The organism is Nocardia sp. NPDC049149 (assembly GCF_043197455.1).
Classification (GTDB): domain Bacteria; phylum Actinomycetota; class Actinomycetes; order Mycobacteriales; family Mycobacteriaceae; genus Nocardia.
This window is the reverse complement of sequence record NZ_JBICTD010000004.1, coordinates 626,910-649,734: the sequence shown is the minus strand read 5'-3', so window position 1 is coordinate 649,734 and position 22,825 is coordinate 626,910. Positions and strand designations below refer to the sequence as shown.

At 68.1% G+C, this 22,825-nt stretch carries 21 protein-coding genes and 1 pseudogene; 13 read left to right on the top strand and 9 right to left on the bottom strand.

Going from position 1 to position 22,825, the window contains the following annotated elements:
* Positions 1-236: 236 nt before the first annotated feature.
* The 5 genes from ACGFNJ_RS18655 to ACGFNJ_RS18635 all read left to right on the top strand — a co-directional run bounded on the left by ACGFNJ_RS18655 (position 237) and on the right by ACGFNJ_RS18635 (position 5,935).
* Entirely contained in the window at positions 237-1,325 is a 1,089-nt protein-coding gene (locus ACGFNJ_RS18655) for a protein phosphatase 2C domain-containing protein (RefSeq protein WP_393449125.1), read from the top strand.
* A complete protein-coding gene (locus ACGFNJ_RS18650) occupies positions 1,322-2,608 on the top strand; it encodes a VWA domain-containing protein (RefSeq protein ID WP_393449122.1) in 1,287 nt (428 codons plus the stop codon). Before ACGFNJ_RS18655 ends, ACGFNJ_RS18650 begins: the two co-directional genes overlap by 4 nt.
* Positions 2,608-3,369, top strand: coding sequence for an FHA domain-containing protein (locus tag ACGFNJ_RS18645; RefSeq protein WP_393449119.1), 762 nt, complete (start codon positions 2,608-2,610; stop codon positions 3,367-3,369). The genes ACGFNJ_RS18650 and ACGFNJ_RS18645 overlap by 1 nt, the downstream gene beginning before the upstream one ends.
* A 118-nt stretch (positions 3,370-3,487) precedes the next feature.
* Positions 3,488-5,374, top strand: coding sequence for a CocE/NonD family hydrolase (locus tag ACGFNJ_RS18640; protein WP_393449116.1), 1,887 nt, complete (start codon positions 3,488-3,490; stop codon positions 5,372-5,374).
* A 33-nt stretch (positions 5,375-5,407) separates the two neighbouring features.
* Positions 5,408-5,935, top strand: coding sequence for an AAA family ATPase (locus tag ACGFNJ_RS18635; RefSeq protein ID WP_393449113.1), 528 nt, complete (start codon positions 5,408-5,410; stop codon positions 5,933-5,935).
* 23 nt (positions 5,936-5,958) lie between these two features.
* Here ACGFNJ_RS18635 and ACGFNJ_RS18630 read toward each other — a convergent pair whose 3' ends face one another.
* A complete protein-coding gene (locus ACGFNJ_RS18630; RefSeq protein WP_393449110.1) occupies positions 5,959-6,477 on the bottom strand; it encodes a cupin domain-containing protein in 519 nt (172 codons plus the stop codon).
* A 284-nt stretch (positions 6,478-6,761) separates the two neighbouring features.
* The gene (locus ACGFNJ_RS18625; RefSeq protein ID WP_393449107.1) at positions 6,762-8,267 is read right to left on the bottom strand and encodes an FAD-dependent oxidoreductase; all 1,506 of its coding nucleotides are present in this window, start codon (positions 8,265-8,267) and stop codon (positions 6,762-6,764) included.
* A 90-nt stretch (positions 8,268-8,357) separates the two neighbouring features.
* On the opposite strand from ACGFNJ_RS18625, the gene ACGFNJ_RS18620 reads away from it, so the two are divergent.
* The gene (locus tag ACGFNJ_RS18620) at positions 8,358-9,434 is read left to right on the top strand and encodes a P1 family peptidase (RefSeq protein WP_393449104.1); all 1,077 of its coding nucleotides are present in this window, start codon (positions 8,358-8,360) and stop codon (positions 9,432-9,434) included.
* 3 nt (positions 9,435-9,437) lie between these two features.
* On the opposite strand, the gene ACGFNJ_RS18615 is transcribed toward ACGFNJ_RS18620, so the two are convergent.
* The 4 genes from ACGFNJ_RS18615 to ACGFNJ_RS18600 all read right to left on the bottom strand — a co-directional run bounded on the left by ACGFNJ_RS18615 (position 9,438) and on the right by ACGFNJ_RS18600 (position 10,843).
* The gene (locus tag ACGFNJ_RS18615; protein ID WP_393449101.1) at positions 9,438-9,632 is read right to left on the bottom strand and encodes a hemerythrin domain-containing protein; all 195 of its coding nucleotides are present in this window, start codon (positions 9,630-9,632) and stop codon (positions 9,438-9,440) included.
* A 34-nt stretch (positions 9,633-9,666) separates the two neighbouring features.
* On the bottom strand, positions 9,667-9,987 hold the full coding sequence (locus tag ACGFNJ_RS18610; RefSeq protein WP_393449098.1) for a hypothetical protein: 321 nt from the start codon (positions 9,985-9,987) through the stop codon (positions 9,667-9,669).
* Between the two features lie 2 nt (positions 9,988-9,989).
* Positions 9,990-10,436: a hypothetical protein gene (locus tag ACGFNJ_RS18605; RefSeq protein WP_393449095.1), complete on the bottom strand. Its 447-nt coding sequence runs from the start codon at positions 10,434-10,436 to the stop codon at positions 9,990-9,992.
* Between the two features lie 65 nt (positions 10,437-10,501).
* A complete protein-coding gene (locus tag ACGFNJ_RS18600) occupies positions 10,502-10,843 on the bottom strand; it encodes a hypothetical protein (protein ID WP_393449092.1) in 342 nt (113 codons plus the stop codon).
* 173 nt (positions 10,844-11,016) lie between these two features.
* Between ACGFNJ_RS18600 and ACGFNJ_RS18595 the strand changes: the two genes are divergently transcribed.
* Complete coding sequence (locus tag ACGFNJ_RS18595) at positions 11,017-11,541, top strand: DUF6328 family protein (protein WP_393449089.1); 525 nt, start codon at positions 11,017-11,019, stop codon at positions 11,539-11,541.
* 224 nt (positions 11,542-11,765) lie between these two features.
* On the opposite strand, the gene ACGFNJ_RS18590 is transcribed toward ACGFNJ_RS18595, so the two are convergent.
* Positions 11,766-12,989: a glycosyltransferase gene (locus ACGFNJ_RS18590; protein WP_393449086.1), complete on the bottom strand. Its 1,224-nt coding sequence runs from the start codon at positions 12,987-12,989 to the stop codon at positions 11,766-11,768.
* A gap of 631 nt (positions 12,990-13,620) precedes the next feature.
* Positions 13,621-15,835 (bottom strand): annotated as a pseudogene (locus tag ACGFNJ_RS18585) (molybdopterin oxidoreductase family protein).
* A 585-nt stretch (positions 15,836-16,420) separates the two neighbouring features.
* Between ACGFNJ_RS18585 and ACGFNJ_RS18580 the strand changes: the two are divergent.
* From ACGFNJ_RS18580 to ACGFNJ_RS18565, 4 genes are all read left to right on the top strand, one after another.
* On the top strand, positions 16,421-17,890 hold the full coding sequence (locus tag ACGFNJ_RS18580) for an ArnT family glycosyltransferase (RefSeq protein ID WP_393449083.1): 1,470 nt from the start codon (positions 16,421-16,423) through the stop codon (positions 17,888-17,890).
* Positions 17,891-18,019: 129 nt separating this feature from the next.
* Positions 18,020-18,709: a response regulator gene (locus ACGFNJ_RS18575; RefSeq protein ID WP_393449080.1), complete on the top strand. Its 690-nt coding sequence runs from the start codon at positions 18,020-18,022 to the stop codon at positions 18,707-18,709.
* Complete coding sequence (locus tag ACGFNJ_RS18570) at positions 18,706-20,151, top strand: ATP-binding protein (RefSeq protein WP_393449077.1); 1,446 nt, start codon at positions 18,706-18,708, stop codon at positions 20,149-20,151. Before ACGFNJ_RS18575 ends, ACGFNJ_RS18570 begins: the two co-directional genes overlap by 4 nt.
* Complete coding sequence (locus tag ACGFNJ_RS18565) at positions 20,148-20,633, top strand: hypothetical protein (RefSeq protein WP_393449074.1); 486 nt, start codon at positions 20,148-20,150, stop codon at positions 20,631-20,633. The genes ACGFNJ_RS18570 and ACGFNJ_RS18565 overlap by 4 nt, the downstream gene beginning before the upstream one ends.
* A 118-nt stretch (positions 20,634-20,751) precedes the next feature.
* On the opposite strand, the gene ACGFNJ_RS18560 is transcribed toward ACGFNJ_RS18565, so the two are convergent.
* Entirely contained in the window at positions 20,752-21,630 is an 879-nt protein-coding gene (locus tag ACGFNJ_RS18560) for an SGNH/GDSL hydrolase family protein (protein ID WP_393449071.1), read from the bottom strand.
* A gap of 103 nt (positions 21,631-21,733) precedes the next feature.
* Between ACGFNJ_RS18560 and ACGFNJ_RS18555 the strand changes: the two genes are divergently transcribed.
* Positions 21,734-22,387, top strand: a complete 654-nt coding sequence (locus tag ACGFNJ_RS18555) for a hypothetical protein (protein ID WP_393449068.1) — start codon at positions 21,734-21,736, stop codon at positions 22,385-22,387.
* A complete protein-coding gene (locus ACGFNJ_RS18550; RefSeq protein ID WP_393449065.1) occupies positions 22,384-22,815 on the top strand; it encodes a hypothetical protein in 432 nt (143 codons plus the stop codon). The genes ACGFNJ_RS18555 and ACGFNJ_RS18550 overlap by 4 nt, the downstream gene beginning before the upstream one ends.
* Positions 22,816-22,825 lie beyond the last annotated feature (10 nt).

The following is a 22,825-nucleotide window of genomic DNA, read 5'->3' as shown; positions in this document are numbered from 1 at the left end:
AGCGGGCAGCAGACCGGTGCGGCGGTGCGGGCACGGCGATATCGCGTCGATCGGCCAGGTGATAGTGGGCACAGGTGAGGGGTTGTGGTGAACAGACACGGCAAGACAGCCACGGGCACGACAGCAATGCGTGCACGGATACCGCGGTGGGGTGCGCTACGGTCCGTGCTCGACACGGCGGCGCCCGAGAGTGCGCCGAGGGCCCGGGTGGCACCGGTGATCGGTGAGGGGGCGTGGTGAGCGACAACGACGACACGGTGGAGTCGGTGGTGAAATCCCCAGCGGCCGTACCTGTTTCGCAATGTCCGAGCTGCGCGGCCGAGGTGCACGCGCAGGATCGGTTCTGCGAGAACTGCGGTCAGGAACTGGGCGGCAGGCAGGTGGCGTTGCCCCATCACGAGCCGGGTCCGGCGACCGCGTGCGAGGGATGCGGCGGACTGGACTACGACGGTGACGGCTACTGCGCCGGATGCGGGCAGTTGCGCAGGCCGCCGGATCGTTTCGCCGCCGACCTCGGCGCGGTCGCGGTGATCACCGACCGGGGTATCGCGCACGCCCGCAACGAGGACGCGGTCGCCGCCGCGGTCCTCGACGGCCCCGACGGTGGGCCTGCCGCGGCGGTGCTCGCGGTCGCCGACGGGGTGTCCTCCTCGGAGGATCCGCAGGTGGCCTCGGGTGCGGCGGCCAGAGCCGGTGTCGAAGCCACCCGGGTCGCGCTGCTCGACGGGCAGCCTGCCAGCGAGGCGGCGATGGCCGGGCTGGTGGCGGCGGCCACCGCGGTGCGCGAGAGCGCGGTCACCGACGGCCACGCACCCTCGTGCACGTATGTGTCGGCGATTGTGCGCCCCGAGGCGACCGGCACCGAGATCACCGTCGCCAATGTCGGTGACAGCAGGGCATATTGGTTGCATGCCGATGCGCCCGTGCACCCGGACAACCCGCCGTCGCAGCGGTTGACCGTGGACGACTCGTGGGCTCAGGCGCTCGTCGACGCGGGTGCGATGGACGAGCAGGCCGCGATGAACGATCCCCGCGCGCACACCCTGATCCGCTGGCTCGGCGCCGACGGCCCGGTCAAGCCGTGGTCGGACAGCTGTGTGCGGACCATCCGCACCACCGGGCCCGGGGTGCTGCTGGTGTGCAGCGACGGGCTGTGGAATTACCTGTCCGACGCGATCGCCCTCGCCGAGGTGGCGACCGCGCACCCGCCGGCCGTCGCGGCCCGCGAACTGGTCGAGTTCGCGCTGCGCTGCGGCGGCAGCGACAACATCACCGTCGCGATCGTCCCCGTCCCGTGGACCGTAGATCCAGGAGTAACCCCGTGAGTTCCGTGGCAGGCAATGGTATTTCGGTCGCTGTCGATCAGAACGAGTATCTGGCCGACGGGGTCGGCGTCGTCGATGCGGTGGTGACGGTGGAGACCGCGGCCGATCTGGTGGTCGCCGCGCCTGCGCAGCAACGTCTCGAGTTGCTGATCCTGGACTGCTCGGGCTCGATGGCCACCGGGCGCAAGTTCCCGGGCGCCCGTGAGGCCGCGCTCGCGGCATTGGAGGTGATGGCCGAGGGCACCCAGTTCGCGATCATCGAGGGCACCGCGATGGCACGGCTGGCCTTCCCGAACGACGTGCCGTCGCTGCCTGCCAACTACGAGTCCCGTGCCGCGGCGCGGCGCGCGCTCGACAAGCTCAAGCCCGGCGGCGGCACCGCGATGGGCAGCTGGCTCGGGCTGGCCAGGCAGCTGGCCAAGAAGCATCCCGGCGCGATGGTGCACGCGATTCTGCTCACCGACGGCAAGAACGAGCACGAGGAGCCCGCGGCGCTGGCCGCGGAGATCGCGCAGTCCCAGGGCATGTTCACCTGTGACTGTCGTGGCGTCGGCACCGATTTCCGGGTCGATGAGTTGCGGTCGATCGCCTCGGCATTGCACGGCAGCGTCGACATCGTCGCCGATCCGGCCAAGCTGGCCGCGGACTTCGCCGCGATGATGCAGGGGTCGATGGCCAAGGCGATCCCGGAGCTGACGCTGCGGGTGTGGACGCCCGCGGGGGCGACGGTGCGTTTCGTCAAGCAGGTCGCCCCTGCCATCGAGGATTTGACCGCGCGCCGGGTCGACACGGCCGCGCAGGTGGGTGAATATCCGTTGGGCGCCTGGGGTGCCGAAGACCGCGACTATCACGTGCAGGTGCAGGTGGAACCGGCCGCGCCGGGGCGGGAGAAGCTGGCCGCGCGGGTCAGTGTGGTCAGCGGGGATCAGGTGCTCGGGCAGGGCCTGGTGAAGGCGGTGTGGACCACCGACACCGAGTTGTCGGCCCGGATCAGCAGGCGGGTCGCCCATTACACGGGGCAGGCCGAGTTGGCGCAGGCGGTGCAGGAGGGGTTGGCCGCGCGCAAGAGCGGTGACGCCGACACCGCGACAGCCAAATTGCGTCGGGCGGTCGAGTTGGCGGCGGAGTCGGGCAACGAGAGCACCGCCAAGCTGTTGCGTGGGGTGGTGGAGGTCGATGAGGGCAGCGGGACGGTCCGGTTGCGGGCCAGTGTCGAAGCCGCCGACGAGATGGCCCTGGATGCGCGCTCGACCAAGACCGCGAGGGTCAGGAAGGAGGGCTGATGGGCACCTGTCCGGAGGGGCATTCGTCGAGTGCGCTGGACTACTGCGATGTGTGCGGGGCGCCGATGGCGCCGGTCGCGGCGCCGGTGTCGCGGTGCCCCTCGTGTGGTGCGCCCAGCGGTGGGCGGTTTTGTGAAGTGTGCGGGCATGATTCGGCGCTGCCCGCGCCCGTGTCGCGGCCCGCTGCCACCGCGGAACACGCTGCCGCGGCGCAACCCGGCGCCACTGTGGATCCTGCTTCCGTAGCGGACCCGGCTGCAACAGTGCAACCGGCTACCGCAGTGGAATCCGCTGCCACGGTTCAACCGGCCGCCACGGTGGTCAATGTCGCGGCGACGGTCGCGTGGGTGGCCACCATTACCGCCGACCGCGCGTTCTACGACCGGGTGATCGCGCGCAAGGGTCCCGACGCCGATCAGGTCGGGTTCCCCGACTTCTATCCAGAGCGTCGAATTGTGTTGTCGCGCAGTGAGATCCTGATCGGCAAGCGCAGCGTCTCCCAAGGGGTGCGTCCTGATATCGATCTGGGGATCGCACCGGCCGATGTCGGTGTCTCGCGCACGCACGCCATGCTGCATCTGGATGAGAACGGGTTGACGGTCACCGATCTGGGGTCCACCAACGGCACCAGTGTCAACGGCAGCGACGAACTGATTCCGGCGAAGGTGGCGGTGCCGCTGCGCAGCGGGGATCGCATCCATCTCGGCGGCTGGACCACGATCGTGCTCTCGACCGAGCCCGGTGGCGTCGAACCCGCCTGAGCGACACCGGCTTTCTGCGTCTGGGACAGCATCGGCCATTTCATGGACAGCGGTGTTCGTCGACGCCTATCGTCGAGAGGCCACGACCAGCGTGTGCAGCCGCCGAGAGGACCCTGCCATGGCCCAGCCGCAGCTACCCACCGCGGCGACGGTGCCGCCGCAGCACCGATTCGATATCGGTCCCGCGCGATATCCGACGTTGTTCGCCGCCACCACCGTCCCGATCCCGATGTCGGACGGTGTGGTGTTGACCGCCGATATCCTGCGCCCCGGCGACAAGGCGGGACCGGCGCGCGAGCCGCTGCCCGCGATCTTGAACTTCACCCCCTACAACAAGATGCTCAACCGCCACGGCATGCGCTGGCACAGCCTGCTGCGGGACTGGGCGGGGCGGATCAGGCCCTCGGATCGGCGGCGGTTCACCGCCCGCGACCTGCTCGGCACGCCCGCGGGTGGGATCCTCGAGCCGTTCACGATCAACCGGACCGCGGTGCGCCGCGGCTATGTCGGGTTGATGATCGATGTGCGCGGCACCGGAACCTCCACCGGCGGTTGGGATTTCTTCGCACCGCGCGAGCAACAGGACTACCTGGAGGTGATCGAGTGGGTGCGTCGCCAACCGTGGTGCAACGGTGATGTCGCGGTCACCGGCGTCTCCTATGGTGCGATCGCGGCGTTGATCGCCGCGGGGCTGCGCCCGCCGGGGTTGCGTGCGGTGTTCGCGATCGAGGCCGGGGAGAACCCGATGCGCGAGCTCGGCTTGACCGGTGGGGTGCCGACGCCGGGGATGCTGCTGTGGATCCTGGCGGTCAACGGGTTCAAGTGGCTGCCGTCGTGGCCTGGTCTGATCCGCGCGGGGCTGCTGGGTGCGTTCCTGCGTGATCGGCTGGCCGATCCGGCCAGCTGGGTGCGCCGCGCGATCGAGATCGGGTTGGTCGCCGAGCATCCCGACAGCTATCTGAACCCGATGTGGGCGGCGAAACTGGCCCGTTTCGAAGACATCACGGCACCGACCTGGCTGCACGGTGGCTGGCACGATGTCTACAACCGCTCCAATTTCCGCATGTACGACCGGATTCCGTTGCTGGGCGGCGCCAAACAGGTGCTGGTCGACGACTCCTATCATCTGAGTGCCGGGTCGGGGTTCGGTGCACCGGACAGCCCGCAGGCTCTGGATGAGTTGCAGTGCGCGTGGTTCGACCGGTGGGTCAAGGGCATCGACAACGGCATCGACGGTTTCGGGCCGATCACGGTGCGCCGACAGGGCGAGGGCGGCTGGCACCAGCACCGCGAGTTCCCGGATCCGGCCGCCACCGTGCGCAGGCTCTATCTGGACAGCGAGAACACCGCCACCGCACCGCATGCGGGCACCGACGCCGCGTTGACGGGCCTGCCGAGCGAGATCGAGGCCCGACTACCGGTGCCGACACGGCGAATCCGGATGGCGTCCAACAACACCGGCATCCTCAGCATGGGGGTGACGTTGCTGTTCGGCAGGCGTTTCGGCACCGATGACCGGCATGCCGAGGCGGGCGCGGTCACCTTCACCAGCGCACCGTTGCCCGAGGATCTCGTCGTGTCCGGTCCGATGAACCTGCATCTGTGTGCCGAGGCCGACGGCGCCGATGCGTTCTGGTCGGTCACCGTCTGCGATGTCGAACCCGACGGGGCCTCGGTGCCGATCACTCGCGGGGCGCTGCTGTCGAGTTTGCGTGCCACCGACCTGGCCGCCAGTGACTATGTCGAGGACGAACTGGTGTTCCCGCTGCACCCGCTCACCGCGGAGTCCGCGCTGGCGGTGGTCCCGGGAGAGCCGTTCACGATCGACATCGAGATCAATCCGACCGAGGCGCTGCTGCGGGCCGGGCATCGGCTGCGGGTCGCGGTGAGCCGCGGCAGTTTTCCACGCCACCTGGTTCCGCCGTGGCGGCGGCGCGGGATGGGCGGGCAGACGATCGTGCTCGATCCGCGCGTGCCGAGCTATCTGAGCTTCTGCGCCCGCTGAAAACCGGTTGCCTGGGCTGCGACCATGATCATCATGGTTGCTTCGGTCTATCTGCTCACCGGTATTCAGGCGGCCGGAAAGTCGACGGTCGCCCAGGCGCTGGCCGAACGGTTGCCGCGTTCGGCGCATGTGCGCGGTGACAGTTTCCGGCGTTTCGTTGTCGGCGGCCGGGCGGAGATGAGCCCGGATCCCTCGCCGGAGGCGCTGGATCAGCTGCGGTTGCGGCATCGGCTGGCCGCCCAGACCGCCGACGGCTACGCCGCGGCCGGGTTCACCGCGATCGTGCAGGACACGGTGCTCGGAGAGTTGTTGCCCTACACCATCGCCCAGCTGCGCACTCGCCCGCTGTATGTGGTGGTGCTCGCGCCGCGACCGGCTGCGGTGGCCGCCCGCGAGTCCGGGCGCGCGAAAACCGCGTACGGGGCGTTCACCGTCGAGGATCTCGACACCGTGCTGCGTACCGAGACACCGCCACTGGGATTGTGGCTGGACTCTTCGGATCTCACGGTCGAGGAGACGGTGACACAGATACTTGCTCGCGCGCAGCCAGTGCGGGACTGACTGCGCGCGAACACCCCTCGACGTCAGTGCTGGTGTGGCACTGGGTGATTGGTCAGTGGCGTCAGCTGGTGGATGTCGTGGCGTTCGCGCAGTGCGGCGATCTCGGCCGGGTCGGGTGCGCCGCCGGAGCGCAGCAGATCGGTCAGCTCCTGCAGATACACCTCGTGCCCCGACGGGGAGACCAGGAACAGCATCTTCGCGGTCTCGGTGCCCGGGTTGAAGAACGCGTGCGGGCATCCGGCCGGAACATGCATGAAACTGCCTGGCCCGCCCCGGAATACGGCGGTGCCGTCGTCGGCCTCCCAGCCACGCCAGTCGCCGGTGGGCGCGGATTTGGGGTGGAAGGCGAGCAGGTCCAGTTCGCCGTCGAGCACGAAGAACACTTCCTCGGCGTGGCCGTGCCAGTGCGCGCCGACATCGAAACCCGGTGGTACGTCGGCTTCGAAGGTCGACCAGATCGCCGAGCGTTCCGCGCCGGCTTTCAACGTCATGGTTTGCAGTCGGCGTCCCGCCCCCTGCGGCAGCAGCAGTCCATCGGTCATTGTTCCTCCAGCGCAAGTGATCTGCACTCACGCTAACGACCAGCGCCGGATTCGGTCTTGATACCGCTGCGGTTAGGCAAGATGTTGCTACGCGTGACCCGAATCCCCGGACGCCAGGGCGACTTCCGGGCTACCTGGGCCCCAGTCCCGTGCTCTGCCCCGCCGCGGCGTCAGAGCATGCACTCGTTGCGACCGGTTGGGAGGCCAGTGGTTGGTGGGTGGCTCTGTTTCGGCGCAGGCACCTTCCAACGAACGAGCACCGTCGGCGGCGGGCCTCGGCGTCCTCAGGGGGCGGCGGGCGGCGCCGGCAGCGGGGTGAGGTCGTGAGTGGCCGGTCCTTCGAGCAGGGTGCCGTCGGCGGCGAAGCGGGAGCCGTGCAACGGGCAGTCCCAAGACCGTTCGGCGTCGTTCCAGGTGAGGATGCCGTAGAGGTGCGGGCAGATCGCCGAGACCCGGGTGGTGATGCCGTCGACGGTGCAGGTGGCGGTGGGGCGCAGCCCGTGGCGTTCGACAACGCCGCAGCCTTCGGCGGGAATGTGCTCGCCGCCGTGCGCGGCCGCGCGCAGCCATCCGCCGGTGAGGTGTTGGGCGACAGCGGTATTGGCCATGGCCGCAGCGGCCAGCGCCTTGAGTTCGCCGGGACGCCAGCTGGCCATCGCATCGCTCCAGCGCGGTGGTTTGCCGGTGCGGCGGCCGGCCAGGGCGAGGGCGGCGGCGACACCGTTGGTGAGTCCCCATTTCGCGTACCCGGTGGCGAGCAGGATGTTGTCCTGGCCGGGCAGCAGCGGGCCGACATAAGGCAGCTCGGCGATCGGGGTGTAGTCCTGCGCCGACCATTCGTGCAGAAGCTCCGCGGTGGGGAACCAGGTGCGGGTCCAGGCGATCAAGTCGGCCGCTTTGGCGCGCGGTGCACGGGCACGTCCGACGCCGTGGCCGTTGCCCCCGACGAGCAGCACGTCCCCGTCTGGGGTCGGCGCGTAACGCAGCGACCTGGTGGGGGCGCCTGCGCTGAGGTACATGTCGCGTGGCACCGGTGCGCCGACACGGAAGGCGGCCAGATAGGAGCGTTGGGCCTCGAGCCGGGCGAAGAACCCGCCACGATCCAGGATCGGGGTGCCGGTGGCCAGCACGACCGTGCCCGCGCCGAGCTCACCGTGTTCGGTGTCGATGACCAGATCACCGCCGCGGCCACGGCGCACCCCGCGCACCCGGGTGGATTCGTAGATCGGCGCCGCATGCGATTCGACGCGCGCGGCGAGCGCGGCCAGCAGCGCCATCGGATCGAGTTGCGCCTGATCGGCCAGGCGCACCGCATGGTGGGCCGGGAACGGTGCGTCGAACTCGGTGACGAGTTCGGTGGGCAGCCCGGCTTGCCGGGTCGCGTCGTATTCGGCACGCACCGCGGCGATTTCGGCTTCGGACTGCGCGTAGGTGTAAGCGGCCGCGTGCTGGACCGCCACGCCCTGTTCGGCGCAGAACCGCAGCAACCATTGCTGGCCTGCACGATTGGCGTCGACGTAGGCGCCGAGAGTGGCCAGGGAGTGCCGGGCGCGGATCTGCTGGGCCCGAATTCCCTGGAGCAGACTGATCTTTCCGGTGGTGGCGCCGGTGGTGCCCGCCCCGACCCTGCGGCCTTCGACCACCGCCACCTGCACACCGTTCTCGGCCAGCAGCAGCGCGGTCACCAGACCGGTGAGGCCGGCCCCGATCACGACAGTGTCGAAGCGCGAACCGGGCGTGAGCCGCAGCCGCGCCGGGACCTGGGCGTCGGTCAACCACAGTGAGGTCATAGACCGGACATAACCGGTGTGTGCCACGGCAAACACGGCCCGCCCCGAAAATGGCGGGCGGCGCCGAGGCCGGTTGCCTAGGCTCGGGCCATGAACCTACGCGCGCGCGAGCACGGCCTGGAATTCCCCGGGGTGCCAGGAGAATTGAACGCGATCACCGATGTGCCCGGCGTCGAGGTCGGCTACACGACGTTGATCCGCGGTGAGGACGTGCGCACCGGTGTCACCGCGATTCTGCCGCGCGGCAAGGCCGGGGTGTTCACTCCGTGTGCGGCGGGCTGGTTCTCGCTCAACGGCAACGGCGAGATGACCGGCACCACCTGGCTCACCGAGACCGGGTCGCTGACGTTGCCGGTGCTGATCACCAACACCCATGCGGTGGGTACCTGTCATCGCGGCATCATCGACTGGCTGGTCGGGGCGTTTCCCGAGCTGCCAGAGGATTGGTCGCTGCCGGTGGTCGCCGAGACCTGGGACGGCTATCTCAACGATATTCGCGGCGCGCATGTCACCGCGGCCGATGCGGTGGCCGCGATCGAGTCCGCGGCGGGCGGGCCGGTCGCCGAAGGCAGTGTCGGCGGCGGCACCGGCATGAACTGCTATGCCTACAAGGCGGGTAACGGCACCTCTTCGCGCCGTGTCGATTACGGCCCGGACACCTACACCGTCGGCGCGTTCGTGCAGGCCAACTTCGGTGCGCGCCGCGAACTGGTGATCCGTGGTGTGCCGCTGGGCAGCCAGCTCGCCGACGACGACCCGATGCGCGAGTGGGTGGCGCCCTCGGGCTCGGGGTCGGTGATCGTGGTGCTCGGCACCGACGCGCCGCTGCTGCCGGGGCAGCTGACCGCGATGACGCGGCGGGTGTCGCTGGGGCTGGCCCGCACCGGAACCACCGGCTCGCATTTCTCCGGCGATATCTTCCTCGGCTTCTCCACGGCCAACGCGGGTGCGCTCACCAGCGCCTTTCCCGACGGCGACCATCGATACGAGCAGCTGCGGTTCATTCCGTGGGGCCAGCTCAACCCGTTCTACGAGGCGGTGGTGCAGGTGGTGGAGGAGGCCGTGGTCAACGCCTTGTTCGCCGGGCAGACCATGATCGGGCGCGACGGTCACCGCGCACCGGGCATGCCGGTGGACACGGTGGTGAAACTGCTGGCCGCACACTGACGTTCACGGCGACCCGACCGGATACCGCATCAGCTCGGCCTCGGTGGCCTCGTGCACGGCCAGCCAGCGCACGAACTCCTCGAACGACTCCCTGCGTTCGGCGCCTGCGCTGGCCAGCATCTCGTCGAGCAGCTCACGCATCCGAGTGTGTTGCAGCACAAGCAGTTCCACCACGTTTCGATGATGCCGCGTGCTCATTGTCTTTCCTCGTTCTCCGACCGCGATGTCGGGGCTATTTCGGGACCAGGATCCCGGTCAGGTCGGCCTTGCTGATCGGGGTCGACGGGTTGGCCTGGGCGGTGCACATCAACTTGATCGAGGCGATCGCGGCGTCCACCCTGGTCGCGTCGGTGGCCGAGCTGTTGTTGCCGCGTTGTTCCTGTTCCAGGAATTTGGTGACGGTGATGCGCTGCTTGTCGGCGTCCTGGGCGAGGAATTCGGTGCACGGGGTGTCACCGCCCTTGTTGACGAGCTTCTTCGCGTCGTCCCCGCAGCCGCCGAGCAGCAACGTCGCGGCCAGCGCGGTGAGGACTATCGATCCGGTCTTGTTCATGATCAACCACCCAGCAATGTCGAGGCGAGATTGTCCGCGTCGAGCACCTCGAGAGCCTGACGGCGCACGTCGGCGCAGTGCTGCTCGGTGATGGTGTCGATGATCGCGCGGTTGGTCAGTACGGTGTCGTTCAAGCCGCCGTTGCGAGCGGCCCAGTTGTGCACGGTGCCGTTGAAAGCCACCCGCGCCGCGATCGCGCCCTCGACGCGCCACTTGCCCAGGTCGGTGTTCATCATGTCGCACAACTGTTTTCCGGCCGCAGGACTGACCTGGTCGGGGTCGGGAACTTGGGCTTTCGTCGAGGGCATGGGTAGTGAGATAGTGCGGTCGGTGGGGGTGGCGGGCACCGGATCCTCGGTGGCGGTGTTCGCGCACGCGGCCAGCACTCCGGCGCACGCACCGGCGAGCAGTAAGGCGCGCACCGCGGGCCGGTGGCGATGTCGAGTCATGGTGAGCGTCCTCAGAATTCGATGGGCCAGGCTATGGGCGCAATACCCGTGCCAGGCCCGGCCAATCAGTGACCTGCTTGATCGTGCAGGCGCATCCCTTCGCGGGCCTTGAGCCTGCGGTGTTCGAAGACCACGAGCAGCACACCGACCACGAGCAGCAGCACGGTCGCCACGGCGCCGATCACGGCCCAGCCCGCGAACCCGTAGCCCGCTGCGGTCAGGGTCAGGCCAAGGCCGACCAGACCGAGCGCGACCAGGACGATGCCGGGCCAGTTGCGGGTGTCTTCGATGGATTCCCCGACGTGGGTGCGGGTGGTGCGGGTGTAGTCGGGGAAATTGTCCTCGGGCGGGCTGTGGTGCTCGGCACCGCTGTGTCCCGTGGTCGATTCGTTCGGTCCGGGAAGCATGCTGGATCCTTTCTGGTCCGCCCCCGCAACGGGGGCGTTGCCTCGTATACCCCGCCCGCCCCAGGTCAATCGCGGGCTGGTTGACCACGGGGAGCCCGGGTATGCGATCCGTACCGAGGTCGACGCATGCGACCTGGGCGGCTCCATGCATGATCAGAAGGGAACGACCGGTGATGAGCGAGGATCGGCTCGGGCCCGAGACTGCTGCCGGCGGCGAGCGCGACACCCTGCGCCGCGAGACCGACATCGAACGCCTCGACCGCAATTGGACCAGCCTGGTGCAGGAATTGCGGGTCGTGCAAACCGGCGTCCAGTTCCTCATTTCGGCGCTGCTGATCGTGCCGTTCCAGCAGACCTTCGACCAGCATCTACAGGATCACTTGCCGCTGTTGTATCTGATCACGTTGGGCGCGGCCATCGCAGCGACGGTGTTCCTGGTCGCGCCGGTGGCCTGGCATCGGATCCTGTTCCGGCGCCACCGGCTGGGTGAGGTGGTCGCCGCGGCGCACCGGTGCGCGATCGCCGGGATCGTGTTGCTCGGGGTGGCGTTGATCGGTGCGATGGCGATGGTGTTCGACATGGTCGCCGGGACGGTGGCGGGGGTGACGGCAGGCGTGGTCACCGCGGCGCTGTTCGTGCTGGCGTGGTTGGTCGTGCCGTGGCACTGGCGACGCGGCAGTCCGCCCGAGGACGCCTGACCCGGCACGGCAGTGCGCCAGTGATCGCACCGGGCACTCACCGTTCGAGGCATCTTCGTTCCCGAGTGTGCGTCTGTCTGCGAGCGGCGGTGTTCAGCACTGCGGACTGCGGTGTTCGGCAAATGGTTTCGCCGGGCGACGCACCGCGGCGTCCGGCACACCATGCGGGGCGGTCCTCGCGTCCGTCGTCGAGGTACTTGCGGTTATTGGAGGCGGTCAACCCGTCAGCGCGCGGAGGAGACGATCTCTCCTGCGTGGGCGGGGGCGGCGCGGTGGTAGGCGGTCAAGGTTTCCAAGGCGACCTGGTCCCAGGCGTAGCGGCCCGCGGCACGCTGATAGCCTGCCGCACCCCAGGTTTCGCGCAGTGTGCGGTCCTCGAGCAGCGGGCGGACCGCGCGGGCGAGGGTGACCGGATCCGGTGGTGCGACCAGCCGGCCGGTGACCCCGTCGACGACGGTGTCGAGCAGCCCGCCGACCGCGGTGGCCACCACCGGTTTGCGGCAGGCCATCGCCTCGAGCGCCACCATCCCGAACGGCTCGTACCACGGCGTGCACAACACGACGTCCGCCGAGCGGTACCAGCGCGGCAGCTCGCTGCGGCGCACCGGGCCGATCATCCGAAGTCGTTCGTGCACACCATATTCCATGGCGAGCCGGCGCAACCGCCTGCCTTCGCTGTCGTCGTCGACATCGTCACCGACCGGGCCGCCCGCGATCACCAGCTCGGTGTCGGGCAGCTCGGTGAGCGCTTTGATCGCGACGTCGAAACCCTTGCGCGGCACCAGCCGACCCACCGACAACACCCGGTGCATGCGGCGGCGCTGCCCGCGTTCGGCGGCCGGGCCTTCGGGGGTGAACGCGGACAGGTCGATTCCCGACGGCACGATCGAGACGCGGAACCTCGGCACACCCATCCTGGCCAGCTCGACCACCTCCTCGGAGCAGGTGGCCACGATGTGGGCGGCGCGTCCGGCGATGAGCCGTTCGAAACGGATGCGGCTGCGGGGGCTGGCATCGGCCAACCCGAGGTGACGACGGCGCACGGTGCCCAGGGCGTGGAAGGTGACCACCACCGGTATGCCGTTGGCGCGTGCGGCCAGCTCCGCGGCCAGACCCGACATCCAGAAGTGCGCGTGCACGATGTCGGGAGTGTCCAGACCCCACTGTCGTTGCAGGACGGTGCCGAAATCACCGAGGTGGGGCAGCACACGGTCGCTGGGGATCGGCTCTGGTGGTCCCGCGGTCACATGGACGACTCGGTAGCCCGCGTCGGTGGTCACCTCCCGCGGCAGACTCGGATGGTCACGGCGGGTGTAGACGGTGACCTCGTGCCCGCGCCGGGCGTAAGCCTGCGCCAGTCCGGCGACGTGGACGCTGCGCCCGCCGGTGTCGGTCGCGCCGAGTTCGGCCAGCGGGCTGGCGCACTCGGACACCATGGCAACTTTCACGATGTGCTCCGTTCTCACCACGGGCGCCGGGCGAACCGCGCTGCGGCGCCCGCGACCAGGGCTCGCGTGCGGTGTCTGGAATTCGGCTCCACGCCAGTTATGCCCGCGCGATCGCGAACGAAACCTCCGACTCGGTTCGGCGATCCAGGACCGACAGCGGCCCTATCCACGAAATAGCCACGGGAGCAACAGAATTCGACTCTACAGGGGTCACATGATCGATATGACAACACCGAACGCCACCGCGGTACACACCACGATCACCGCTACCGTCGCGACGATCGCCCCGACACCGGTACCGGGAAAGCTGTGACGGGTCGACTCAGTGTGTTCCATGGGTTAGACGTACCCGCTTGGGCGCCGACCAATCCCGTGACGCTGCAGTGATACGGATTCACTCTTGTTCGCCACCCGCTGGCCAACCCGAATGGGGCGCGGACGGTGACCGAGGCGACCAGCACATTCCCGGCGCGGGCAAACGCGGCATCCAACGACGTCCTGAGCGTCGCGCTGTGCGGTGATGCCGACGCCGGGCGAGAGCCGCCGAGCCGGCTTCGTGCTCGAGTGGGAACTGGTGGCGGACGCTACTCGCGAAACGCCGCCACGGATTCCCACTCGGGCACGAGACCCGCTAGCGCGGTGCGATGACCGCGATGGTTGGCGCGTCCACTGGGACAACAGCTTCGGCAGGTGCGCGGGTGACCGTCACCCAGGTGTTGTTGACCGCGGCGTTGCCGGAGAAGGTGTCGGTGAGGGAAGGGTCGTGCAGCAGGTTGACGTTGGCGCCGGGCAGGGCGGCCGCGACCGACCAGCCGACGCCCGGTTCACGGTGACCCCAGCCGTGCGGGACGGCGATGGTGCCCGCGCGGATCTCGTCGCTGACCTCGAGGGGCACCACGATCGAGCCGGTGGGGGAGGTGACCGCGACACGTTCACCGTCGGCCAGCCCGCGCGCGGACGCGTCGGCGGGGTGCATGAGCGCGGTGCAGCGGTCGCGGCCTTTCACCATCGCGGGGACGTTGTGCAGCCAGGAGTTGTTGCTGCGCAAGTGACGGCGGCCAATCAGCTTCAGGTCGTAACCGTCGACGGGCGTGGTGAGCGCGTGGCCGGCGCGAGCCTCGTCGAGGACGGCACGGGCGGCGGCGAGGAAATCCGGCGGCGCCAACCGCACCTTCCGGTTCCAGGTGCCGATCAGCTTGCGCAACCGAGGTTCGAGCGGACCGAGATCGATACCACCGGCCGACGCGCGTGCCTTGGCCACCGACAGTCCTTTACGCCCGCGCCGCAACACCCCGTGCGGACCGGTCGCCACCCCGACCGTGGCCAGCCGCACCGGACTGGCTTGTCCGAGCACCGCATTCAGCGCGCGCCCAGTGACCCTTCGGGCGGGCAACGGCACCAGCTCGGTCACCATCCGCGCCATGATCTGCCAGTCCTCGAGCCCGTCGGCGGGCGGCTCGAAGACGCGGGCGTCGTAGCGCAGGTTGTTGCGGACACCTGAACAGCGGGAACAGAATGTTGACGTCCTCACGCTCCAACGGCGAGATCGGCGGCAGGATGATGTCGGCATGCCGGGTCGTCTCGGTGACGTACATGTCAACGGCGACAAAGAAATCCAGCGAATCCAACGCCGCACCCAGGCGCCCGCGCTGCGGTGTCGAGAGCACCGGGTTGCCCGCATAGGTGATCATCGCGCGGATCCGGCCCTCGCCTTCGGTGAGAATCTCCTCGGCGAGCGCGGCCACCGGCAGTTCGGAGCGAAACGACTTGTGCGCGCCGGAACGATCGGTCCACGCGCCGTAACCCATCGGCAGAAACTTCGCATACCGTGCCGCGTCGACCGGCGGCGTCGCGAACATCTGCCCGCCCACCCGATCGAGATTGCCGGTGACCGCGTTGATCGTGTTCACCAGCCAATGGGTGAGCGTGCCGGTCACCTGCTGGCACACCCCGATCCGCGCATACAGCACCGCTGAGGGTGCGGCGACGTGCTCGCGGGCGAGTTGGCGGATGGTGTCGGCATCGACACCGGCATAACCGGCCATCCGTTCCGGGTCGGCATCGGCGACCAGGGCCCGCAGCTCCGCCCAGCCGGTGCTCTGCTTGCCGATCGCGCGTTCGTCGCACAGGTTCTCGGTGACCAGCACATGCAGCATCCCCAGCAACAGATACACATCACCGCCGGGACTGACCGGCACATGCTGATCGGCCAGTCGCGCGGTCTCGGTCCGGCGCGGGTCGATGACGACGACCTTCCCGCCGCGCCGGCGCACCTCCCGAATCCGCTGTTTGGCGTTGGGCATCGTCGTGATCGACCCGTTCGACACCGCAGGATTCGCGCCGAGGATCACCAGCCGATCGGTGCGATCGATGTCGACGATCGGCATCAACACATTCGACCCGAACATCCGCCACGCCACGAACTCCTGCGGGAACTGGTCGATCGAGGACGCCGAATAGAAGTTGCGGGTCAACAACACCGCACGCAGCAGACCCCCGTAGATCACCGACGAACTGTGCGCGGCGGGATTACCCAGATACATGCCGATCGCGCTCGGCCCGTACGCGCGCCGGATCGCGCGCAGCCGCTGCCCGATCTCAGCAAACGCCTCGTCCCACCCGATCGGCTCGAACCCCTCACCCACCCGGCGCACCGGGGTCCGCAACCGGTCCGGATCATGATGCAGCCCACCCATCGCGGTCGCTTTCGGGCAGATGTAGCCCGCCGAGAGCACGTCGTCGGGGTCGCCTTCGATCCGGGTGACTCGGTCGTCCTCGACGGTTACCAGAATCCCGCAGTGCGCCTCGCACAGTGTGCACTGGCGGGCAGTCGTGGTCGCGCTCATGAGCTTTCACTCCGCATCGGTCGAACCGCTTGTGTCGGGCGCCGCCGGAGCAGGCCCTGGCCTTGTGTCGAGCTTATCGGCCGAACGCCAATAACACACCTGGGTGTCTGGGACGAATGATGTCGCCACAGTAGCTGGCCCGGTGCGCCCGCACATCGCCTGATCAGGGGACGGCGCATTTCAGCAGGTGAGGTCCGCGCAGAAAAAGACCGCGCAAAAAGAAGTGTCGTTTACCGCGACATTGCCGGCGAAGGTATTTATTGGAGAGATCGTGCAGCAGGTCCTCCCGAAGGTCCTCCCGATGCCGTCGGAGCCCGGCGGTGCCTCGCCGTGCCCAGCGGCTGAACCCGCGCCAACGAGCTTTGCGACACGACTGCGACATTCTCACCACCGCGCCCGGACATCGGACCGGCAGTTTCGTGGCATGACCACATTCGACGGAGTTCGACGTCGCACCGACACGGGCAGCGGCACAGGGGATAAGAGGGATCAGTCTTGACCACTGTCGTAAGAGGGCCAGGTCGGCTGCGGGTCACTCCGGTATCCGATCTACGGTTTCATGTTCGCGAGGTCGGTGCGATAGCCGTGCTAGCGGCGATAGCGCTGACCGTTACGCTCACGCGCTACGAATTCTTCGGCGATGAATTGTATTTCCTGGCGGCCGGACGCCGACTCGCCTTCGGCGGCGCCGATCAAGGCCCGCTGGTGCCGATGATCGCCCACCTGACGCAGCTGATCGCACCGGGATCACTGCTGGCACTGCGTATTCCCGTTGTCGTCCTGAGCGTGGCAGGCATTGTGCTGAGTGCTGCGATCGCCCGCGAGTTCGGCGGCGGCAGACTTCCGCAAACCCTCGCGGCGACCGCCTACGCCACGTCTCCGTTCATGGTCAATCAGTCGGCGATGCTGAGCACTTTCGCCTTCGACGCGACCTTCCTGGCTGTGATCACCTGGCTGTTGGTGCGCTGGGTCCGGACGCGCCAGGACTGGTTACTCTTCGTGTCCGGGGTAGTCGCGGCCATCGACATACAGGTGAAGTGGCTGATTCCGGTGGCCTGGGTGTGCCTCGGGATCGGTGTCGCGGTGTCGGGACCGCGGGCGATGCTGCGTCGTCGCGCATTGTGGTGCGGCTCAGCTGTTTTGGCCGCGGCGGCGATCCCGGGGCTGGTCTGGCAATCGGCGCACGGGTGGCCGCAACTGGCCATGGGTGCCGTGGTCGGCGCCGAGCAGGACGCCACCGGTGGTGGACGGATCGGCTGCGTGGTCCAGATGGTCGGACTGGCCGGGCTCCTCGGTGCGCTCTTGCTGGCGTTCGGAATCTGGGGCGCCTTCCGCGTGCACAGTGTGGCGCCCTATCGGTTTCTGGTGCTCGCGTTGCTGCTGTATGCCTGGCTGATCGCCCTCAGTGACGGGCGGCCCTATTACCTGGGCGGGATGTTTCCGGTGGCGTTCGCCGCAGGCGCAGTGAGCCTTTCGCATGTCGGCGTCGAACGGTGGATGCGCATCACCGGGATCCCGGTCGTCGCGATATCGGTGACGACCGTCGTTGCCGCGCTGACCGCGCTCCCGCTGCCGGGTTCCTGGCTCCGCACGCCGATCGACACTGCGAGCCAACTCGTCCAGCGGGTGTCCCTGCACGGCACCGAAGGCTGGTCGCAGCTGACCGAAACGGTCGATGACGCCTACCGGACGTTGACTCCGATCGAACAGCTCGACACCGTCATCATTACCCAGAATTATTGGCAGGCAAGCGCTCTGGAACAGTTCGGCAAACAGTATCGTCTCCCGGCCATCTACAGTCCGAACCGGGGCTTCGGCTACTTCGACACACCGCCGGATTGGGCGTCGACGGTGCTCTACGTCGGCGTGGACAACGCCGCGGCCGCATTACGCGCCGACTTCGCCTCCGTCGAGCCCGTGGCCCGACTCGACGAACGCCTCGGGATCCCGGGGATCAACCGCAAGCTCACCGTCTGGAAATGCGTGCGCCCCACCTACCCGTGGTCGCAGACCTGGACGCGCATGATGGCACCCGAGCTCGAGCAGGGTGTCTGACGTGACCGATTCCCGATGCCGGCGGTCGGCTGTTGTCACATCATTATCTGCTCACCGCAACGTCAATACCGACCATACGGTGGGGTTTCGGCCGACCTGCCCGCGCTCGCTCGATGCCAGAATTGCTGGATGGTTACCGTGCTCTTGATAGAAGATGATCATCAGGTCCGGCGCGGGTTGGAACTCGCACTCGGCCAGTACGGTTACACGGTCCACGGCGCGGCGACGGGCGCGGACGGAATACGCGAATTCGCTACGGTCGCCGCGGATGTCGTGATCCTGGACATCATGCTGCCCGGCGTCGACGGCTTCGAGGTGTGCCGCAGGCTGCGCTCGGACGCCTCGGTGCCGATCATCATGCTGACCGCACGCGACGACGACATCGACGTCGTCGTCGGACTGGAGGCAGGCGCCGACGACTATGTCTGCAAACCGGTGCAGCCGCGGGTACTCGACGCACGGATCAAAGCGGTGCTGCGCCGCGGGCCCACGGCGCCCGCCGAGGCACGGAAGGACCAACCCACCGACCACGCGGGACTGGTCATCGACCCCGATTCGCTGGTCGTGACCCGCGACGGCACCCCCGTCGCGTTGACGCCCACCGAGTTACGGCTGTTGCTGGAACTGTCCGCCGCGCCGAAACGGGTGTTCACCCGGTTGCAGTTGCTCGAATCCGTCTGGGGCCACCAGTATCTCGGTGATTCACGCCTGGTCGACAACTGCGTCCAGCGAGTGCGGGCAAAGATCGAGAACAATCCGGCCACACCGGTATTCGTGCAAACGGTGCGCGGTTTCGGCTACCGATTCGGCCCGGTATGAGGTCACCGCGTGCCGTGCTCAGTCGACCGAAAACACTCAAGGCACGCCTCGTCCTGGCCTTCGTGTCGGTCAGTGTGATCAGCGCAGGCGCCGTGGGCGCCGCCGTCTACGTCTCGTTTCGCGATGCGCTGGTGACCAACGCCGAACAACAGTCCGTCGACGACGTGCGCTCCCGAATCGGTATCCTGACACCGGATTTGCACTATCAATCCGAGGCGCATTTCCAGCCCGATCAGCAGGAGCTCGACAGGTTCCGCAGCGCCCTGGGTGGTGCGGCGCTGGTGACCTACGGTTCGGTGATTTCCGCGGACGCCGGCATCGCCGAGGTCGTGAGCGCCGATCTGCGTGGGGCGGTGGCCGCAGGCAACGATCTGGTGTACCAGCGGGTGAGTTCGGCGACCGGACCCACCCTGGTGATCGGCACACCGATCATGCTGACCGCACTGGACGGCTCTCGAACTCCTTCGGGCATCGACGTTTACGTCGTCCGCGACCTCGCCTCGACGGTGCGGACGCTGGATTCCGCCGTGCGCACCGCTGCGTCGGCGGCACTGCTGACGTTGGCGGCGGCGGTCCTGCTCGCACTGCTGTCCGTGCGCGGAGTGCTGCGGCCGGTACGGCATCTGCGCGATACCGCAAGACAACTCGCGGACGGCGATCTCGGCGCCCGCTCCCGCGTGCCGGGCGCCGACGAACTCGCCGAGCTCGCAGGCACCTTCAACGAGATGGCGACGGCATTGCAGCACTCGGTCGCGGAACTGCAGCAACGGGAAGCGAACTCGCGACGGTTCGTCGCCGATGTCTCACACGAGCTGCGGACCCCGCTGACGACCCTCAACATGGTCGTGCACGTCCTGCAGTCCAGTGTCGAAGGGATGGGAGAGATCGAGCGGGAATCGACCTTGCTCACCGTCGACGAGGTCGATCGACTCACCCAGCTGGTGGCGGATCTGATCGAGGTCTCGCGCTTCGACGCCGGAACCGCCCGCGCGAACCTGGAGGAGGTCGACCCACGCCGGGTCATCGAGGACTGTCTGGACCTGCGGCACTGGCGCGATCACGTCGAACTGACCGGCCCGATCGACACCGTCGCGGTCCTGGACCGCCGCCGGGTGGACGTGCTGGTCGCCAACCTGGTCAGCAACGCGCTGCGACACGGACAACCGCCAGTCCAGGTGACGCTGACGGTCGACGAGTCGACGGTGCGCATCGAGGTGACCGATCACGGACCCGGGCTACCGGAGTCGGCGATCGCGCAGGTATTCGACCGGTTCTACAAACACGACACCGCGCGGACACGATCGGAGGGCAGCGGCCTCGGGCTGGCAATCGCGCAGGAGATCGCCCGACTCCACGACGGCGACATCACCGCAGGCAACAGCCCGGCCGGTGGCGCGCGGTTCGTCGCGACACTGCCCAGATTCCCACGGAGGATTCGATGAGAAGCGTTCGCACGGTCTGTTTCTCGATCGTCGCGGCATTGACGCTCGGCGGCTGCGGGATCAACCCGAGCGGAGTGATCAACGGCGGGAAGGCGCCGACCGGCGTCGCTGCCGGGATGAGCCTGTACTTCCTCGACGAACACAACAACCTGCAACCGATGCTGATCTACATGAGCAGTCTCGGCACCGTCGCCGCCGCCGTCGACACGCTGCTGCGCGTCGACAAGCCGATCAAACCCGGGCTGCACACGGACCTGCCGAAGCTGGAGACCTTCGGACCGTGGACAACGAAAACGGACCCGACGACAATCGTCATCCACCTGAATGTGGTTTCCCGCAAGGAAGTCGGAGCCCGAGGCGTCGACCAGATCGTGTGCACCGCCCTAGGCGTCGCCCGGCAGAGCGGAGATGCCCAAGCAACCCACGCCGCGGTGGAGTTCGCCTTCGACACCACAGGCCCGCAAACCTGCCCACAACACTGAACCGGACGCACGGGGTCGTGGCCGGTCCGGGGTTGTCACAGGTTACCTGCGTCCCGGGCGTCGACAGCGGCCGATTCAGGTGAGGTGTCGGCTGACGGGCCCACCCCAGTCGGCGACGCTACTGACGACCCAGCGCCGCGAGGACGCTGCGGGCTTGATGGTCGGCGCCGAGTTGGTTCGGATGGAACGGGACCGCCGGGCCCATGGGGGTCGTCGAGAACGGCACCAAACCCTCCACCCAGCGGACGCCTGGTGGCTGGCAGCCGTCGTGGCCTGCGCTGGTGCTGTAGGTGTCGACGAACTCCGCGTTCGTCGCTGTGGCGACGCGAGCCAGCATCGTGTTCAGCTCGATCATCTTGCGGCCGAGCCAATCGGCGTCGGTGTCCGAGATCGGCACCTCAGGGAAGCAGCCTCGCTCGAGCCGGATGCCTTGGAAGTAGTCCAGGAGCAGAATCCGCGCGTGCGGCGAACGCTCCCGCACACCCTCGACCACCGCCCGCACCTTGGGTTCGGCCGCGGCGATATTGAGCGAGATCTGATCCACTCCACCGGACACCACCGCGTCCAGACACGGCGACGCCACCGCATTCACCGTCAAACACTGCGCGACCACAGCCGCCAAACCCGCGTCGTTGCCGCCGATTTCGAGCGTCACCAGATCCGTCGACGCAGTCAACCGATCGAACTGTGGGGGATTGACCCCGAGCAGCGACTGCTGGGGCACCGTCATGTGCTTCGACAACGCCCCACCACAGCTGGCATCCCGAAACACCGGGACCGCCAGCGCCGCCGCCACCTGCCTGGCGAAATTACCGGCACTCTGCCCACACCCGTATGGCGCGAACTCGACCGCAGGCCGCATCGGCGACGCATCCGCCGCCCACGAATCGCCCAGCGCCACATACTCACCGACCACCGGCGCCGCCGACACCACCGGCGCACCGCCGCCCGACAACACCACACCCAGCGCCAGACACGCCACCACCGTCACGCGCACAATGTCTCCCTACACCGGCCCGACTCGGAAAGGTCATCCGACGCTGGAACATAGCATGGGCAATGGTGACCGCCAGTAACCACCGGGCTATACGATGCAGCCCATGCGACATCGTCGCTCCCGCCTCATCGCGATGGCCGGAGCACTGCTCATCACCGCCACCGGATGCATTGGCGCCGTTGACCGCGCCGATTTCGAAGCCGACCTGCGCGCACGCGGCGGCGGACTCGTCTCCGCACTGCCGACCGCCGCCATCGACACCCTCCGGCAACGCCTCGGCGTCACCGACATCCAAGCCAGCGTCCTCGTGCTCACCGCCCCCGATTCCACCCAGTCCCGGCTGACCGTGGCCTCCTCACCACAACTGACCCGCTACCTCGCCGACCACCCCGACTTCACCGGCCAGGACGCCACCGTACGGCTACGCATCCGAGTACCGAACCAACCGAACCAGCAAGACGACTACACCTTCGCCAACAACGCCCTGCACGGCCCCACCCCGGTCCACGTGTCGGCCTTCGACCGCCTCGACGACGAAAGTTTCGACCTCCGAGACGCTTCCGGACTCCACCGGCTCGAACAACTCCTCGACACCGCACGCACCGAAGCCGCACTCGACAACGGATACATCCCGGCCGTCATCGTCGACCGCACCGCAGCAGGCCTGCGGATCGCCGTCACCGTCACCTCACCACGCAGCACCGTCATCGCCTACTTCGACGGCGCAGGCACCTTCCAACGAACGAGCCCGGCATGAGCGACGAAAACCCCACCAGCGCAACCGAATACCGCTCCGCCGACGTCGACGAACAGGTCTCGGACGCGGCACCGCGCCGCTCACCGCGCATCCTGGCCACCCTGGCGGTGATCCTGTTCAGCACCGCGATGCTCGGCTGCATCCTGCCCATCGCCATCTGGCCCGGCGAGGCGAAACTGACCGCGCCGCTGTTCTGCAGCGAGCCCTACACCGAACCGATCGTCGTCTCCGACACCTATCACGACTCCGAAGGGCAGAGCACCAACTACTCGATGTACTGCGTGGGCGAGCGCGGTCAGTATCGAGAGGTGGGGTTCCTGCGACCATGGCTCGCGCTGTGGGCGCTGCACACCGCGCTCGTAGTCGGTCTCGTCGTGGGTGTGCGAGTGCTGCGATGGCGGCCCGGCAGACCGACAACGCTCAGCTGAGCGGGGAAAC